Raw genomic sequence first — 13,913 nt, 5'->3', positions numbered from 1 at the left:
AGACTAGACCAAAATATGGAGGTGTATGAAAATGGCTAAGGAGAAGCCGCACGTTAACATTGTCTTTATAGGCCACGTCGACCACGGAAAGAGCACCACCATCGGAAGGCTGCTCTTCGACACCGCCAACATACCGGAGAACATCATCAAGAAGTTCGAGGAGATGGGTGAGAAGGGCAAGTCCTTCAAGTTCGCCTGGGTCATGGACAGGCTCAAGGAGGAGAGGGAGAGGGGTATTACCATCGACGTTGCCCACACCAAGTTCGAGACCCCGCACAGGTACATCACCATCATCGACGCTCCGGGCCACAGAGACTTCGTTAAGAACATGATCACCGGTGCCAGCCAGGCCGACGCTGCCGTTCTCGTCGTTGCCGCCACCGACGGTGTCATGCCGCAGACCAAGGAGCACGCCTTCCTTGCCAGGACCCTCGGTATCGGCCACATAATCGTCGCCATCAACAAGATGGACATGGTCAACTACGACGAGAAGAAGTTCAAGCAGGTCGCCGAGCAGGTCAAGAAGCTCCTCATGATGCTCGGCTACAAGGACTTCCCGATCATCCCGATCAGCGCTTGGGAGGGCGACAACGTCGTCAAGAAGAGCGACAAGATGCCCTGGTACAACGGCCCGACCCTCATCGACGCCCTCGACCAGATTCCGGAGCCGCCGAAGCCGACCGACAAGCCGCTCCGCATCCCGATCCAGGACGTCTACTCCATTAAGGGTGTCGGTACCGTCCCGGTCGGCCGTGTCGAGACCGGTGTCCTCAAGGTCGGTGACGTCGTTATCTTCGAGCCGGCCAGCACCATCTTCCACAAGCCGATCCAGGGTGAGGTCAAGAGCATCGAGATGCACCACGAGGCCATGCAGGAGGCCCTTCCGGGTGACAACATCGGATTCAACGTCCGTGGCGTTGGTAAGAACGACATAAAGCGCGGTGACGTTGCCGGACACACCACCAACCCGCCGACCGTCGTCAGGCCGAAGGACACCTTCAAGGCCCAGATCATCGTCCTCAACCACCCGACCGCTATCACCGTCGGCTACACCCCGGTCCTCCACGCGCACACCCTCCAGGTCGCCGTCAGGTTCGAGCAGCTCCTGGCTAAGCTCGACCCGAGGACCGGCAACATCGTCGAGGAGAACCCGCAGTTCATCAAGACCGGTGACTCCGCCATCGTCGTCCTCAGGCCGACCAAGCCGATGGTCATCGAGCCGGTCAAGGAGATACCGCAGATGGGCAGGTTCGCCATCCGTGACATGGGCCAGACCGTCGCTGCCGGTATGGTTATCTCCATCCAGAAGGCCGAGTGAAGGCCTTCTTTGACCTTTCCTTTACTTCCTTAAGCCTTAGGAGGGACGGAAATGCAGAAGGCAAGGATTAAGCTCGCGAGCACCAACATTAAGGCCCTCAACGAGGTCACCGACCAGATCAAGCAGATAGCCGAGAGGACCGGTGTCAGGATGAGCGGACCCATACCGCTCCCGACCAAGAGGATAAGGATCACCACCAGGAAGAGCCCGGACGGCGAGGGTACCGCAACCTTCGACAAGTTTGAGCTCCGCGTTCACAAGAGGCTCGTTGACATCGAGGCCGACGAAAGGGCCATGCGCCAGATTATGCGCATCCGCGTCCCTGAGGACGTCACCATCGAGATCGAGCTCATCTCATGATTCTCCCCCTTTTTGCGCCGGGGTAGCCTAGCCTGGGAAGGCGCGGGCCTGGAGAGTCCGTGGGCGTTTGCCCGCCAGGGTTCAAATCCCTGCCCCGGCGCCATCCAAACTTTGCCTGTGCAAAGTTTGATCAAAGTTCTTATGTCCATTTGAACATGTAAGTCTTCGTTATCGCACGCCACTCACTGATGGTTTTGTACCGGAGATATTCGGGGAGTTAATTCAAGAGGGGGCACCTCTCTGAAGAACTCACCCATTATGAGGGGAGCCCCGCGGCAAGTTCAATGGCATTGAGCTCTTTAAGCATCTCATGTTTATCCCTCTCTTCTCGCTGAAAAGTTCGTTTATAAGACGCCTTTGGCGTTCAACCTCTGGGGAGAGAAGCAATGTAGAAGAGTTGCTGTTAACAAGTTAACAGAAAAACGAACGGATGATGTTAATAGATTAACAAAAAAGACATTCGACGACCTCACCCACCGCTCAAAACCGGCATCACCTTGATCTCATCGCCGTCGGTAACCTCGGCGTCGCCCCTCGCGGGGTGCCCGTTGATCATTATGATTTTGTCGTGGAACTCGTCGTAGCGCGGAATGACTTCGCGGAGGATCTCATCCACAGTTTTTTTCCCATCAACCTTGACGTGAAGCTCCCTTGCCTTTGCGAGATGAACGAAAGCACCCATCAGCCTTATCCTGACCACCGCTATCACCACCTGAAAATTGGGGCTCCACGCTAAAAATCTGTCGAAGAGAATAATAAAAGGGGACTGAATCACTCCAGCCTGGTGACCTGCTCAAGCTCCGGAATGACCTCCTCAAGGCCGAGCTCCTTGAGGGTCTCCTTCTTCGGGATTCCGCGCTCGTCCCAGCCCCTGAGCCTGTAGTACTCGCTGAGCAGGGCGTCGTATTTCTCCCTGTCGAGGTGCTGTCCCTTGTACGGCCCGCTCTTGAGGCCTTCGATGAACCACCTCTTCGGCGGGTAGTCCATGTGCCTGCCCCACTTCTCGCCGAGCTCCCTGACCCAGTAGGCCCTGATGAGGGCGTAGACCCTGTCAGCTGCTTTGTACAGGTCGTCCCAGGTGTACTTGACGCCGGTAATGGCTTCGAGAAGCTTCGGATAGTAGTCGAGGCTCAGCCCCACTTCGACCCATGGGAGCCTGCACGCGGTGAGCATCTCGAAGAGGCCGCCCCTGAGGCGCTGGAGCTCGATGACCTTTGCTGCCTTCTCCGGGTCGTAGGTGATCTTGTACTCGACCTTCTTCGCCTGCTCACCCTCAATTGGAGCAGTTCCTATCTCCCAGGCGATGACCCAGGCCTCCTTGTGGTGGGCGCCGATCGAGCTGGTCGCAAATGCCAAGGCCATGGCCGGGTAGATGTAGCTGTTGTAGCCGCTGACCTCAAGTCCCTTGGAGTGCATGGCGAAGCTGTCGTCGCCGAGCTTTTCGGCCATTCTCATGACGCCTTCCGCTGCAAAGTTGCCAAGCTCGCCGCGCCTGAAGGCGATGTCCTCAACGAGTTGCTTGGCGCCCTTGAAGTCTCCGAAGGTCGGGCCCTCCTTGAGGAGTCCCCTCTCAACGGCCTCCATCACGAAGCTTATTGAAACACCGAGGGATATTGTGTCAATTCCATACATGTCGGCGAGCCTGTTGAGAACCGAAACCTCGTTGAGCTTCCCGATGCCCAGGTTGGAGCCAAGAAGGGCCACGTTCTCATAGTCGAGCTCGCTCTCCTTTCCTTCAGCGTCGAGGACGACGTTTCCACACGGCATGTTACAGTATGGACATCCCCTCTGCTTGACCTTCATGCCCTCAAGGGTGTAGCCGTCTATCGAGCGGGCGAACTCGAATGAACCGTCCTGGAAGTTCCTGGTCGGCAGTGCCGAGTTCTCGTTCGTCCACTCAACCGCTGCCATCGTCCCCTGCCTGTGCCAGAACGGATACGCTGGGGAGTTGAGTATTGCCTGGTAGGCTTCCCTTGAGAGCTCGCTCAGCTTCTTCTTGTCCGCGACCGGAATCTCCTTGGTGCCCCTTATGACGACGGCCTTGAGCTTCTTGCTCCCCATGACCGCACCCATACCGGGCCTTCCGGCGGCCCTTCCTTCCTGGGACATAACAACGGCGTAGCGGACGAGGTTCTCTCCACCGGGGCCGATGCTGAGGATTCCGACGTTCTTGCCGTGTATCTTCTTGAGCTCCTCCTCGGTCTTGAATGTGTCAAGGCCCCAGAGGCCCTCGGCACTCAGTATGCTGACGTTGTCGTCCTCGATATAGATGTAGACCGGCTTTTTGGCCTTGCCCTCGACAACTATCGCATCATACCCGGCCTTCCTCAGGTGGACGGTCGCCATGGTGCCGAGGTTGCCGTCACCGTAGCCGCCGGTGAGCGGGCTCTTGGCCGCAACTACGAGCTTACCGCCGCTCGGGGTCGGGAGGCCGTTAAAAGGCCCGGCAGCGAACACGAGCTTGTTGTCGGGGCCGAGAGGGTCAACGCCCTTGGCCTCGTTCCAGAGAATCCAGGCGGCCAGGCCCCTTCCGCCTATGAACTTTTTGGCGACCTCTGGAGAATACTCCTGCACCCAAACTTTGTTGTTGGTCAGGTCAACCCTGAGAATCCGTCCCCACCATCCTTTCATTGCCATGTCAGAATCACCTCGAAAGATTTTCGGCTTGAAGGATATAAGGTCTTCGCAAAAGGAAGCGTTTCATACCCGACATGGAGTTAAGTTCATTTGTTAACTGCACTGCTCGCGGCGGTGCAGATATGTCCAAAGGTTTATGTGCCCTGCCCTCAAAGATGCACCGGTGGACGGAATGAAGGAGGAGCTGAAGGCCTGCAAAAACTGTCGCTGGTTCGGTGCGATAGATTCGTACTTCCCAACGCAGGGGATGTGCAGAAGGCACGTGAAAACTGTCCATATGAACTTCGTATGCGATGACTGGGAACCCCTGTGGGGCCGTAGAGGGTAGGAACTTATTTTTTAAAAACCCTCACGTCAACGACGACGTGCCAGACACCGGGAGCGTAGCGCTTGATGACCAGCTCGTTGAGCTTTTCAGCCTCATAGCCGTGCTCCCGGGCTATGTTCCGGAACGTCCTGAAAGGCTCATCCGGCATCAGCCTCTCGGGCACGGTGTTGTGGTAGTGGATTATCGCTTCGTCCTTGGCTATGCTGAGAGCCTTGGGGATGAACTCGTGGGTTGTAACAACGTAGCCCATCAGAATCCTGTCGGCTATGTTCTCTCCGGGGAAGTCGCGGTTGTCGATGTTGTAGGCCGTCATCCTGTCCTGGACTTTGTTGAGCTCGATATTCTCGACTAGAAACCTGAAGGTGTAGGGGCTCTTCTCTATTGCTATGACCCTCGCCTTCCCGTGGACGGCCATCGGCAGGCTCAGGTGTCCGATTCCCGCGAACATGTCCACCACAAGTTCCCCGGGCTTCGCGACCTCTGCCATTCTAACGCGCTCCTTGACGTTGGCCGGAGAGAACATTATCCTTGCCACGTCGAGCTTGTACCTGATCCCGTTCTCTATGTGGATCGTCACTGTATCGTTTCCGTAAAGTATCTCATAGTTGGTCTCCCTGAACTCGCCGCCTATGCGCCCCTTCCTGAGAACGGTCTTGGCGCCGAGAACTTCCGCGTATACCTCCGCTATGCGGTGCTTGTAGGGTTCAAGCTCGGGACGGATGGGAATAATCAGCACGTCCCCTATCCGAACCCAGTGTTTTGGGAGCATCTTCACGAGCCCCTCCGGGAGCTCCCCTGAGATCATCTCCCTGATGCGGGGCTTTATCAGCTGCGTCCTCGTCATCGGCCTTACTCGGGCCGGAAACTTTAAAAAACCTTCTCCCGTCATTTCGGCAAAAAGCGATGAGAAATCCTTAAAAACCTGGAGAACGAGTCTAAACCGAGAAATCCTCCGGAGGTCGATGAGGAGTATGGATGAGGAGCCTTCAAGTAGTTGGTTTTCCCGCCTGTTTAAGTCACGTGAAAAACCCGCCCTTCTTGAGCAGAAGCTGAGCCGTGAGGCATACGAGGACTACAGGAAGCTTTTAATGAAAGCAAGGCCTGAAATTAACGGTTCAAAGCTCACCATCCGGCTCTCAAACGGAACAGTTGAGCTTGAGCGTGGTGTCCTGCGTGTTAAAGCCCGGAACAGGAAGACAGCGGAGAAAATACTCCGCAACCTGCACCACTACGAGCAGCCGCCGAGCCTCTGGCCTGCTTACGGTCTGAGCTACTCGCTCAAGAGGAAGAAGGGCATCATACTCTGATTTCGTTCTCTTTATTCCGGCCTTCTTTCCCCAAAGATTTAAATGCTGGGTTAGCCTTAACTCTCCAAGCGGATGACGACCCTTGCCCAGTCTGATGGGTGATGACGTCGGTATTAGCTGACGCAGGGGCGGCGAGGTTCGCGGGCCGATGACCTGCCCCGTATCTGGAGGGAATGGAATGAGGGCCAATGGGAATCACAACGAAAACGATGGGTTCATCGAGTTTTACGCCAGCGAGGCATTGACCTGTCCGAGGAGGATATACTTCAGACTGAAGGGCTATCCCGAGAGGTGGCCGGAGTTCGTTAGAGTGAGGCTGAACCAGGGAATAAACACCCACAACGTTCTCGGGGAGATTCTGGAGAGAAGGTTCGGCTTTGAGCTTGAGAAGCACATGGTACTCCGCTCCAACCGGCTTGGTTTTGAGATACACGGAAGGGTCGATGCCATACGGGACTTCCCCATCGAGATAAAGGGAAAAACGAGCCTTCCGAAGAACCCCTACGACTATCATCTGGCCCAGCTCAACATATACCTCCGCTGGGCCGAGGCGGAGTACGGCTACCTCTACTACATCAAGCTCCACGAGGAGCCCATGAAGGTTATCAGCAGGATAGACTTCTCTCGTTTCCCCATCGTCAGGGGGCCGAACTTCAAGGCCTTTGAGGTTCCCTACGACGGCAAGCTCTTCAGGGAGACATTGAAGCACTTCTACTCCGTCAAGCGCGCGTACGAGAAAGGAAAGCCCCCGGAGGGGTGGAACAACTATACCTGCAGGTTCTGTCCGTACAGGTATCTGTGCTATCCGGACGAGGAATGAGTTTGTGGTTATCAACCTCAAACTTTCAGAGAAAGTTTGTGGATAGCAATCACAAACTCAGGATATTCAATTCCCTCTAACCCTCCACTTCAGCCCCTTCTCAACAAGGGCCTCAACTCTCCCTTCGTTGTAGAGCTGGGCTATAAAGGCCCTCAGCGGGACGAGGTTGAGGGCGAGCTTCTGGGGAGTGGGTTTCACGCCGTAGTGCTCCATAATCCTGAGGGCCAGCTCATCGATGCTCATTGGGGTTTTAAGGAGTTCGAGTATGATGCTCTCCATCTCCTCAACGCGCCCAAGGTTGAAGTTGAGCAGTTCAATCGCCTCCTCGCCCTTCACGGTCTTTCCATGGGAGGGTATGAGCAGGAAGCCCTTTTCTGCATAATTCTGTAGTTCTTTAATTGAAGCTTTAAATAACTCTGGATCGACGAGGTACGGAAGGCCGACGGCCTCTATCACCCTCTCACCGAAGAAGGCATCTCCCGCGTATACGAGGCCGTTCTCCCCGTCCAGAAAGCCAGTCATTCCTGGTGAATGCCCGTTCAGCTTGACGGCCTTTAGGCCGAACGGCTCATCCCCCCACTCGAAGACTGCGTGAACTTTAACCTCCTCAGGAAACTGGTAGGCTAAGAATCCCTCCGGTGCCTTCGAGCCGAAGGTGAGGAGTTCCCTGTTGAGAGGGCTCTCGGCGATGGAGAACTCGAAGCGGTGGATGAAGAGGGGGGCGTTTATCCTGGGCGCCACCGCGATGTGGTCCGCGTGGCCATGCGTTGCGAGCTGGGCGGCTATTTTGACTCCAAGCTTCCTGACCTCCCGCCTAAGATCTTTATGCCTCCCACTTCCGTGACCGGGGTCAACGATGACCGCTCCCCCTTCGATCACCTTCACGAGGGTCGAAGGGCTTCCGGGATATAGGTAAACCGAATCACCCAGTTTCCTTAGCGCCATGATACCACCGGAGTGATTAGGTGCAGGAGGATAAAAGAGCATCGGAACCAAAGACTGAAAAAGAGGGGGAGAAGTCAGACGTGCCTCGGGTAGAGGGTCTTCTTGCCCTCGTCCTTGGCCCTCTTGACGGCCTTCTCGATGAGAGCCTTGATCTCGGCCTCAAGGGCCTCGTAGAACTCTGGGTTAACCCTCATCTCGGGCTCTATGGCCTTAACGGCCTCCTTAACCTTGGACTTAACTATCAGCTCAGCCATTTCCATACACCTCCATCTCAGGCACCGCCCTCTGGCGGTTGCCAATTATTTTACCCCTCCGGGGTTTATAACCCTTCCTACGGTTGCTTGGGCGGTGTCCGCTCCAACACCTAATCCAGTGGTGTCCGTTTGATGGCACCTGCAAAAGGTTAAATCCCCTTGGGGAATAGAAGTTAACGGTGGTGTTATGGAAAAGGGAAGGCTCGTCCTGATCGACGGCGAGCATTACCCCGATGTCACCGCTTGGGCGGTGGAAAAGCTGGGTGATGTCTGCTGTGCCGTTTTTCTCGGCGGGAGTGAGAAGATTGGTAGCATTGATGAGATAGGGAGGAAGCTCGGCCTTAGGGTGTACTACGGTCACGATTACATGATGTCCCTGAGGAGGGCCTTGGAGGAGAACGAGATAACAGAGGTGGTGGATTTAAGCGATGAGCCCGTGCTTGACTATGAAGACCGCTTTAGAATAGCGTCTCTCTGCATGCTTTACGGCGTCCCTTACAGGGGAGCAGATTTCTACTTTACTCCCCGCAGGCTCAAAAGGACTCGAAAGCCCAGTCTGGCCGTTATCGGCACGGGAAAGAGGGTCGGAAAAACCGCAGTGAGCGGCTTCATAGCGAGGACGCTTAAGGAGATAGCCAGACCGGTGATAGTAACCATGGGGCGCGGCGGTCCCGAGAAGCCGGAGCTGATCGATGGGGAAAGGTTTGAGATAACACCAGAATTTTTACTGCAACTTGCCCAGAGCGGAAAACACGCCGCCTCGGATCACTTTGAGGACGCACTAACTGCGAGGGTGACGACCATAGGTTGCCGTCGCTGTGGAGGGGGTATGGCTGGATTTTCCTTCTTCGACGTGATAGATGAGGGAATACGGCTGGCCGAGAGTCTCCCCAACGACCTCATAATTCTGGAGGGCAGCGGGGCAACTTTTCCCGCCTATCGCGCCGATGGCTACATCCTGATAACCAGCGCAAAGGGAAAGCTGGACTTCATCAGGGGCTACTTCGGTTCCTTCAGGGTGAGCCTCGCGGATGTAGTGGTTGTTACCATGGCCGATTCTGTGAGTGAGGGACGCCTCAGGGCGCTGAAGGAGGCTGTGAGATCGATAAATCCTGACGCGGACGTTCACCTGACGACCCTGCGCTCGAGGCCCCTGGGAGACGTCTCGGGAAAAAGGCTAGGTCTCGTCATGACCTCCAGCGATGCCCTCCCAAGGGCAGGTGAATGGCTTGAGAAGCTGGGGGCGGAGGTCGTTGCGGTTTCGGCCAACCTGTCCAGAAGAGGATTACTCCTGAAGGATTTGCAGGCCTTCAGAGGGATAGATGCGGTTGCGGTTGAGCTCAAAGCTGCAGCCGTTGATGTTGTCACAAAATGGGCTCTGGAGAACGGAATAGAGGTAATATATCTGGACAACGAGCCTGTTAACGTGGACGGGAAAGACCTGCGGGAGGCCATCCTTAAACTTGGACGTTCGATTCTGGAGGGAGGAAGATGATAATCGTCACCGACCCGGAGAGAAAGATACGCCTGCCCTTTTCGAGGGGCATCCTTACGCGCTCTATAACCCTGGCGGGCGTTGAGGTGGGCATAGCCTACATCATCGCTACTGAAGTTCAGAAGGAGCTCAACGAGAAGAGGCGCAAACTTGTGACAACCGAGGAGATAAGAGAACTGACGTACAGGAAGCTCCTTGAGCACGGCCTCAGCGAAGCGGCGAAGCGCTACCTCTTCTGGCGCCAGCTCAGGAGGCTTAAGATACCCATAACCATACTCCTCGGAGGCGCAACGGGCGTCGGCAAGTCGACGATAGCTACCGAGCTGGCCTTCCGCCTCGGCATAAGGAGCGTTATAGGCACTGACACGATAAGGGAAGTCATGAGGAAGATAATCGCCCCGGAACTGCTGCCCGATTTGCATACATCATCGTTCCTTGCATGGAGGACGTTTCACAGCCCCCGAACCGGACGGTCTCCCCTAATAGACGGTTTTGAGAATCAGGTCCGGCACGTTTCGGTCGGCATAGCGGCTGTCCTAGAACGGGCCTATAAAGAGGGCTTCAACGCAATAATCGAGGGCATTCACCTTGTCCCGGGCTACGTGGAGCTCAAGGAGAACAGCTTCATGTATGTGATAACGGTCAGCGGGAGAAAGGACTTGGAGGCCAGGTTCTACGAGAGGGCGCGCTACAGCAAGCGTCCCGCTGATTACTACCTGAAACACCTGGACGCGATAATCGAGATACAGGGATTTATCGTGGACAGGGCGAAGGAGCACGGAATCCCCGTTATAAACAATGTCGAGCTTGAAAAGACCGTCAATGAAATAATGGAGGACATAATGGGACGGCTCATGGAGAGGACGGAGGCGAAGATGAAATTCTAAAGGGTGCCTTTATCTTCCATATCCCCACCAGCCTCCCCGAGCCCCACGTTGCCTGGATCTCGAAGACAACGACCATGTCCCGGTAGACGTCTATCACATTGAAGGTGTTCCCGTATGGATTTCTGTGGAGCTCCCAGCTTATGGAGCCTGAATTGACGATTGGCGTTTTCTCTACCTTAAGCCCAAAGGAGTTGCCGCCGTGGCCGGTCAGCACAAGGTTCGCTTCCCGCTTTGTAATAACGCGAAGGACGTCGCCGGCATCCTCCAGGAAGCCGACCTCCCTGCTTTTGGGTATGGGGACTATGTTGTGGTGCATGACTACGACGGTAAAGCTCTCCCTGTACTCTTCGAGACGCACTGCGAGCCTTCTCTGGCCTATCCTTCCCACGACGCCTATGGGCGTCTCGTACTGAGCGCTTATGACCGGGATGAACGTGAAGCCGCCCAGCTCCTTTATCTCCGGCTCGCCAAAGTACTCAAGGAACAGGTCGTAGCCAAGGTAAGTTATATCGTTGTGGCCCGGGACGATCAGCTTTTCCGCCTTTATCATCTCGTAGAACTCGTATGCCCTCTCATAGTAGCGCTCTATCCCCATATCCACGACGTCGCCACAGTGGATCACAATGTCCGGCTTCAGCTTTTCATTTATCGTCCTGATAGCGTTCTCCAGAACCTTTCTCCTGAAGTATATCCTGTCCGAGACGTTGCTCTCACTCATCTGGATTATCCTGATGAGCCTTTTACCCTTTGGGACGAAGAGCTTTGGCCTCACTGGCCTGTGCTCTTTTACCACCTGCTCGCCTGTGACGCGCTTTATCCTCACCTCTATCCTCCCGTCATCGTAAAGTGTTATGACGTTGTAGCTGTTGACGTCGCCCTTGCGGGTTTTCCTGCAGGAGGTACAGCCCGCGTTGTCCACCACCATGTCCTCTATTCTGTAAACGTTGGGGACGTGTTTATGTCCGCAGGTGTAGAGGTTGACCTCGTGCCTGAGAAGGAGGTCGAGGACGTCGCCGGCATTGAAGAGCACGTTCCTCTCCCTTCCCGTGTCCGGAAGGGGCACCAGATGGTGGTGTGAGGCCACTATCTTGAACTTCCTGTCCGAGTACTCCTCCAGCTTCTTCTTCAGCCATCTGAACTTGTGGCCGCCAACGCGACCATCGCTTAAGTCCGGAATCGTGGAGTCGACCCATATCACGACGCCGTCTTTGAACTCAAAGACTCCGTTCAGCGGCCCGATGAACCTTTCAAAGAGTGTATAGCCGACGTTCCTGACATCGTGGTTGCCAGGAATGACAACCAGCGGCTTCTGGATTTTCCGGAGTTCGTAGGCGGCCCTCTCGTACTCCTCCCGCAGTCCCTGGTTGGTCACGTCGCCGGTGTGGATTACGAAGTCGAAGTTGCCCCTGTTTATTTCGTTGACTATGAGGTCGTAGGCGTACCCCTTGTAGGCGCTCTCGCCCGTTATGTGGGTGTCGCTTATGTGGGCTATCCTTATCATGGCCATCACTCAGCCGCTATGGCTGTCTCAAGCCTTCTCCTGCTGGCGGTGAGTAGGTCGCTCAGGCTGAATATTCCGACTATCTCCCCGTTCTCCTCGATGAGCATGTGCTTGATGCCCTTTTTCGCCATCAGGTCGAGCACCTCTCTGAGGGGAGTGTTGGAGTCGACGCTTATCAGCTCCCCGCTCATTATTTCCCTCACGGGGGTCGTGTTGGGGAGCCCTGGGATCACGACCCTCCGTATAACGTCGCTCTTCGTAAAGAAGCCGACGACCTTTCCATTCTCAACGACGACGAGGGAGCCTATGTCGAACTCCACCATGACCTCGCAGGCCCGCCGTATGCTATCGTTTGGCTCAACGCCGATGAGCTTTCTCGTCATGTAGACTTTAATCGGGGCGTTTGTGTCCATCCCACCACCCAATATAAAAATGGGGAGACATCGTATATAACGTTTCACAGATGCACTGTCTCGACTTCAAACGCATCCCCGCGGATGCGCACGCAGAATGCCGTTTCGTTTGGAACCTCCTCGTATTCCGCCGGATAGTAGAGCTCCAGGGTTGAGGAGACCACCGCGAAGAGATTCTCTCTTCTTAGGAGCAGAAGCTTGCCGTACTCGTAGTTCAGAGGATCCCCCATGTAGCTCTCACTCATCCTTGCCGTGATAAACGCGATGAAGTCTCCCCCCGAGCGGTGGAAGAGTGTCACGGTGTTGAAGAGGGACTTCGTGGTCTCCTCGATTGTCCTGTAGTGAACCAGCAGGTTGCTCAATGTCGGACTCTGGAGCCTTCTGCAGAGGTATGTCCCGAAGACGTAGGTGTCCGAGACGTTTTCAAGCTCCTTCTCATCGAGGTCTGCCAGCTCTATGATGCGGGACTTGTCGAGGTCGCCGTTGTGGAGGAGCCAGAATGTAAAGCCGTGCCTTGAGGAGAAGACAAAGGGCTGGACGTTGAAGAGGCTCTTAACGCCCTGAGACGCCGCCCGGGAGTGCACCATAAGCGTCACAAAGCCTGTGAGCTCACCCCGCAGGGCCTTCACGGCTCCGGTGTCCTCGAATATGGGCCTCATCGACCGGTAGTGCCTCACGGTTCCATCTTTCAGGAGCACGTAGCCCCAGCCGTCGCGGTGTTGCTTTCCCCTCCCACGTTTTTCCTTGTACGGGTCGTTTTCCGATGCTTTGACTATCGCGTCGAGGAGGGGGACGATTTCCCTACCCTCCCCGGTGGCGAAGAGTATCCGGCACATGTTTTTTCACCAGATGTTAATTCTCGGGTATCCCCAAAAGCTTTTAGGTCTCGGAGAGTAAGAAACCCCATGTTGCTGAGGGAGATTAAACGGAGGGCACTGGATATAATAGACGAGGACTTTCGGCTACTTGACTTCTCCTTTGCACTTCCGTACAGCTACGTTCTCATCGAGGGGAAGCGCGGTTCAGCGCTGGGCGTGGCCATGACACTGCCCGGAGAGGTGGGCAGGTATCAAAACTCCATCCGAGAGCCCTCGCTGGAGGGATTTATTCAAAAGGCAGACAGCCTCAACGTGATCGAAAGGACCCTTGGAATCGCCGCCATAAACGCCCTTTCCCAGTACCTCCTGGACGTATCAAACGCCCCGAAGGTGGATGTTGTTGAGCTTCTGGAGGACGACGTTGAAAAAGTCGCGGTTGTTGGAAACATGCCCCCCGTTGTTTCGAGCCTCCGTGAGAGCGGATTCGAGGTTATGGTTTTTGAGCGGAATCCCAAGCTCTGGGACAGAGAAACATTAAGCGATGCCCTTGAGTACTGGCTCCTTCCGGAGGTGGATGCCCTCATAGTCAGCGGCTCGGCAATAATCAACGGAACCCTTGGCATGATGCTGGACAGGGCGAAGAGGGCCAGGCTCTTTGTCCTTACCGGCCCAAGCGCCCAGCTCCTCCCGGATTTCCTGAGGGGCACTGGGGTAACGCACCTCGCATCAATGAGTGTTGTGGATGTTGAATCCGCCATCGTGAGGCTCAAACTCGGCTCCTTCAGGGGTTTTGAGGCGGGGAGCAGAAAGTACGTGCTGGAGGTATGAGC

The 13,913-nt window shown here is 55.5% G+C and carries 16 protein-coding genes and 1 tRNA gene; 9 read left to right on the top strand and 8 right to left on the bottom strand.

The annotated features are described in order from the left end of the window. The first annotated feature begins 31 nt into the window (after positions 1-31). The 3 genes from tuf to A3L14_RS06495 all read left to right on the top strand — a co-directional run bounded on the left by tuf (position 32) and on the right by A3L14_RS06495 (position 1,781). A complete protein-coding gene (tuf, locus tag A3L14_RS06505) occupies positions 32-1,318 on the top strand; it encodes a translation elongation factor EF-1 subunit alpha (protein WP_055429434.1) in 1,287 nt (428 codons plus the stop codon). A gap of 51 nt (positions 1,319-1,369) precedes the next feature. After that, a complete protein-coding gene (gene rpsJ / locus A3L14_RS06500; RefSeq protein WP_055429342.1) occupies positions 1,370-1,678 on the top strand; it encodes a 30S ribosomal protein S10 in 309 nt (102 codons plus the stop codon). Positions 1,679-1,694: 16 nt separating this feature from the next. Beyond that, a tRNA-Ser gene (locus A3L14_RS06495) sits at positions 1,695-1,781 on the top strand. 366 nt (positions 1,782-2,147) lie between these two features. Here A3L14_RS06495 and A3L14_RS06490 read toward each other — a convergent pair. Together A3L14_RS06490 and for are read right to left on the bottom strand one after the other, a co-directional pair. Next, positions 2,148-2,378: a MoaD/ThiS family protein gene (locus tag A3L14_RS06490; RefSeq protein ID WP_055429343.1), complete on the bottom strand. Its 231-nt coding sequence runs from the start codon at positions 2,376-2,378 to the stop codon at positions 2,148-2,150. A 71-nt stretch (positions 2,379-2,449) separates the two neighbouring features. Further along, positions 2,450-4,309, bottom strand: a complete 1,860-nt coding sequence (for, locus tag A3L14_RS06485) for a tungsten-containing formaldehyde ferredoxin oxidoreductase (protein WP_074631306.1) — start codon at positions 4,307-4,309, stop codon at positions 2,450-2,452. A 169-nt stretch (positions 4,310-4,478) separates the two neighbouring features. Here for and A3L14_RS11700 point away from each other — a divergent pair, with 169 nt between their 5' ends. Then, positions 4,479-4,643 (top strand): hypothetical protein, encoded by a 165-nt coding sequence (locus A3L14_RS11700; RefSeq protein WP_157628437.1) that lies wholly within the window; start codon positions 4,479-4,481, stop codon positions 4,641-4,643. 4 nt (positions 4,644-4,647) lie between these two features. On the opposite strand, the gene taw2 is transcribed toward A3L14_RS11700, so the two are convergent. Further along, positions 4,648-5,487: a tRNA(Phe) (4-demethylwyosine(37)-C(7)) aminocarboxypropyltransferase Taw2 gene (gene taw2 / locus A3L14_RS06480; protein ID WP_055429344.1), complete on the bottom strand. Its 840-nt coding sequence runs from the start codon at positions 5,485-5,487 to the stop codon at positions 4,648-4,650. Positions 5,488-5,614: 127 nt separating this feature from the next. Between taw2 and A3L14_RS06475 the strand changes: the two genes are divergently transcribed. Both A3L14_RS06475 and cas4 read left to right on the top strand, forming a co-directional pair. Then, a complete protein-coding gene (locus A3L14_RS06475; RefSeq protein ID WP_055429435.1) occupies positions 5,615-5,950 on the top strand; it encodes a hypothetical protein in 336 nt (111 codons plus the stop codon). 178 nt (positions 5,951-6,128) lie between these two features. Further along, a complete protein-coding gene (cas4, locus tag A3L14_RS06470; RefSeq protein ID WP_074631207.1) occupies positions 6,129-6,770 on the top strand; it encodes a CRISPR-associated protein Cas4 in 642 nt (213 codons plus the stop codon). Positions 6,771-6,836: 66 nt separating this feature from the next. On the opposite strand, the gene A3L14_RS06465 is transcribed toward cas4, so the two are convergent. Further along, positions 6,837-7,715, bottom strand: coding sequence for an MBL fold metallo-hydrolase (locus tag A3L14_RS06465; protein ID WP_055429345.1), 879 nt, complete (start codon positions 7,713-7,715; stop codon positions 6,837-6,839). Between the two features lie 74 nt (positions 7,716-7,789). Then, positions 7,790-7,969: a hypothetical protein gene (locus A3L14_RS06460; RefSeq protein ID WP_055429436.1), complete on the bottom strand. Its 180-nt coding sequence runs from the start codon at positions 7,967-7,969 to the stop codon at positions 7,790-7,792. A 187-nt stretch (positions 7,970-8,156) separates the two neighbouring features. On the opposite strand from A3L14_RS06460, the gene A3L14_RS06455 reads away from it, so the two are divergent. Beyond that, a complete protein-coding gene (locus tag A3L14_RS06455; RefSeq protein WP_055429346.1) occupies positions 8,157-9,464 on the top strand; it encodes a hypothetical protein in 1,308 nt (435 codons plus the stop codon). Beyond that, entirely contained in the window at positions 9,461-10,351 is an 891-nt protein-coding gene (locus A3L14_RS06450) for a 2-phosphoglycerate kinase (protein WP_055429347.1), read from the top strand. Before A3L14_RS06455 ends, A3L14_RS06450 begins: the two co-directional genes overlap by 4 nt. Here A3L14_RS06450 and A3L14_RS06445 read toward each other — a convergent pair. Genes A3L14_RS06445 through A3L14_RS06435 form a run of 3 tightly spaced genes read right to left on the bottom strand, consistent with a single transcriptional unit; the run spans position 10,317 to position 13,101 of the window. Beyond that, positions 10,317-11,852, bottom strand: coding sequence for a metallophosphoesterase family protein (locus tag A3L14_RS06445; RefSeq protein WP_198300105.1), 1,536 nt, complete (start codon positions 11,850-11,852; stop codon positions 10,317-10,319). The genes A3L14_RS06450 and A3L14_RS06445 overlap by 35 nt on opposite strands. Positions 11,853-11,857: 5 nt before the next feature. After that, complete coding sequence (locus A3L14_RS06440) at positions 11,858-12,265, bottom strand: CBS domain-containing protein (protein WP_055429348.1); 408 nt, start codon at positions 12,263-12,265, stop codon at positions 11,858-11,860. Positions 12,266-12,309: 44 nt separating this feature from the next. Next, on the bottom strand, positions 12,310-13,101 hold the full coding sequence (locus A3L14_RS06435; protein WP_055429349.1) for a class II glutamine amidotransferase: 792 nt from the start codon (positions 13,099-13,101) through the stop codon (positions 12,310-12,312). A 69-nt stretch (positions 13,102-13,170) separates the two neighbouring features. Here A3L14_RS06435 and A3L14_RS06430 point away from each other — a divergent pair, with 69 nt between their 5' ends. Continuing rightward, a complete protein-coding gene (locus A3L14_RS06430; protein ID WP_055429350.1) occupies positions 13,171-13,911 on the top strand; it encodes a Rossmann-like domain-containing protein in 741 nt (246 codons plus the stop codon). Positions 13,912-13,913 lie beyond the last annotated feature (2 nt).

Source organism: Thermococcus thioreducens, from assembly GCF_002214545.1.
GTDB classification, from domain to species: Archaea; Methanobacteriota_B; Thermococci; order Thermococcales; family Thermococcaceae; genus Thermococcus; species Thermococcus thioreducens.
This window is presented reverse-complemented; position numbering and strand designations above follow the sequence as displayed.

Coding starts and splice junctions, on each gene's coding strand:
- cas4 (WP_074631207.1), top strand. CDS start 6,129: ATGAGGGCCAATGGGAATCACAACGAAAACGATGGGTTCATCGAGTTT.
- A3L14_RS06450 (WP_055429347.1), top strand. CDS start 9,461: ATGATAATCGTCACCGACCCGGAGAGAAAGATACGCCTGCCCTTTTCG.
- tuf (WP_055429434.1), top strand. CDS start 32: ATGGCTAAGGAGAAGCCGCACGTTAACATTGTCTTTATAGGCCACGTC.
- rpsJ (WP_055429342.1), top strand. CDS start 1,370: ATGCAGAAGGCAAGGATTAAGCTCGCGAGCACCAACATTAAGGCCCTC.
- A3L14_RS06435 (WP_055429349.1), bottom strand. CDS start 13,101: ATGTGCCGGATACTCTTCGCCACCGGGGAGGGTAGGGAAATCGTCCCC.
- A3L14_RS06445 (WP_198300105.1), bottom strand. CDS start 11,852: ATGATAAGGATAGCCCACATAAGCGACACCCACATAACGGGCGAGAGC.
- A3L14_RS06430 (WP_055429350.1), top strand. CDS start 13,171: ATGTTGCTGAGGGAGATTAAACGGAGGGCACTGGATATAATAGACGAG.
- for (WP_074631306.1), bottom strand. CDS start 4,309: ATGAAAGGATGGTGGGGACGGATTCTCAGGGTTGACCTGACCAACAAC.
- A3L14_RS06440 (WP_055429348.1), bottom strand. CDS start 12,265: ATGGACACAAACGCCCCGATTAAAGTCTACATGACGAGAAAGCTCATC.
- A3L14_RS06465 (WP_055429345.1), bottom strand. CDS start 7,715: ATGGCGCTAAGGAAACTGGGTGATTCGGTTTACCTATATCCCGGAAGC.
- taw2 (WP_055429344.1), bottom strand. CDS start 5,487: ATGACGAGGACGCAGCTGATAAAGCCCCGCATCAGGGAGATGATCTCA.
- A3L14_RS06475 (WP_055429435.1), top strand. CDS start 5,615: ATGGATGAGGAGCCTTCAAGTAGTTGGTTTTCCCGCCTGTTTAAGTCA.
- A3L14_RS06455 (WP_055429346.1), top strand. CDS start 8,157: ATGGAAAAGGGAAGGCTCGTCCTGATCGACGGCGAGCATTACCCCGAT.
- A3L14_RS06460 (WP_055429436.1), bottom strand. CDS start 7,969: ATGGCTGAGCTGATAGTTAAGTCCAAGGTTAAGGAGGCCGTTAAGGCC.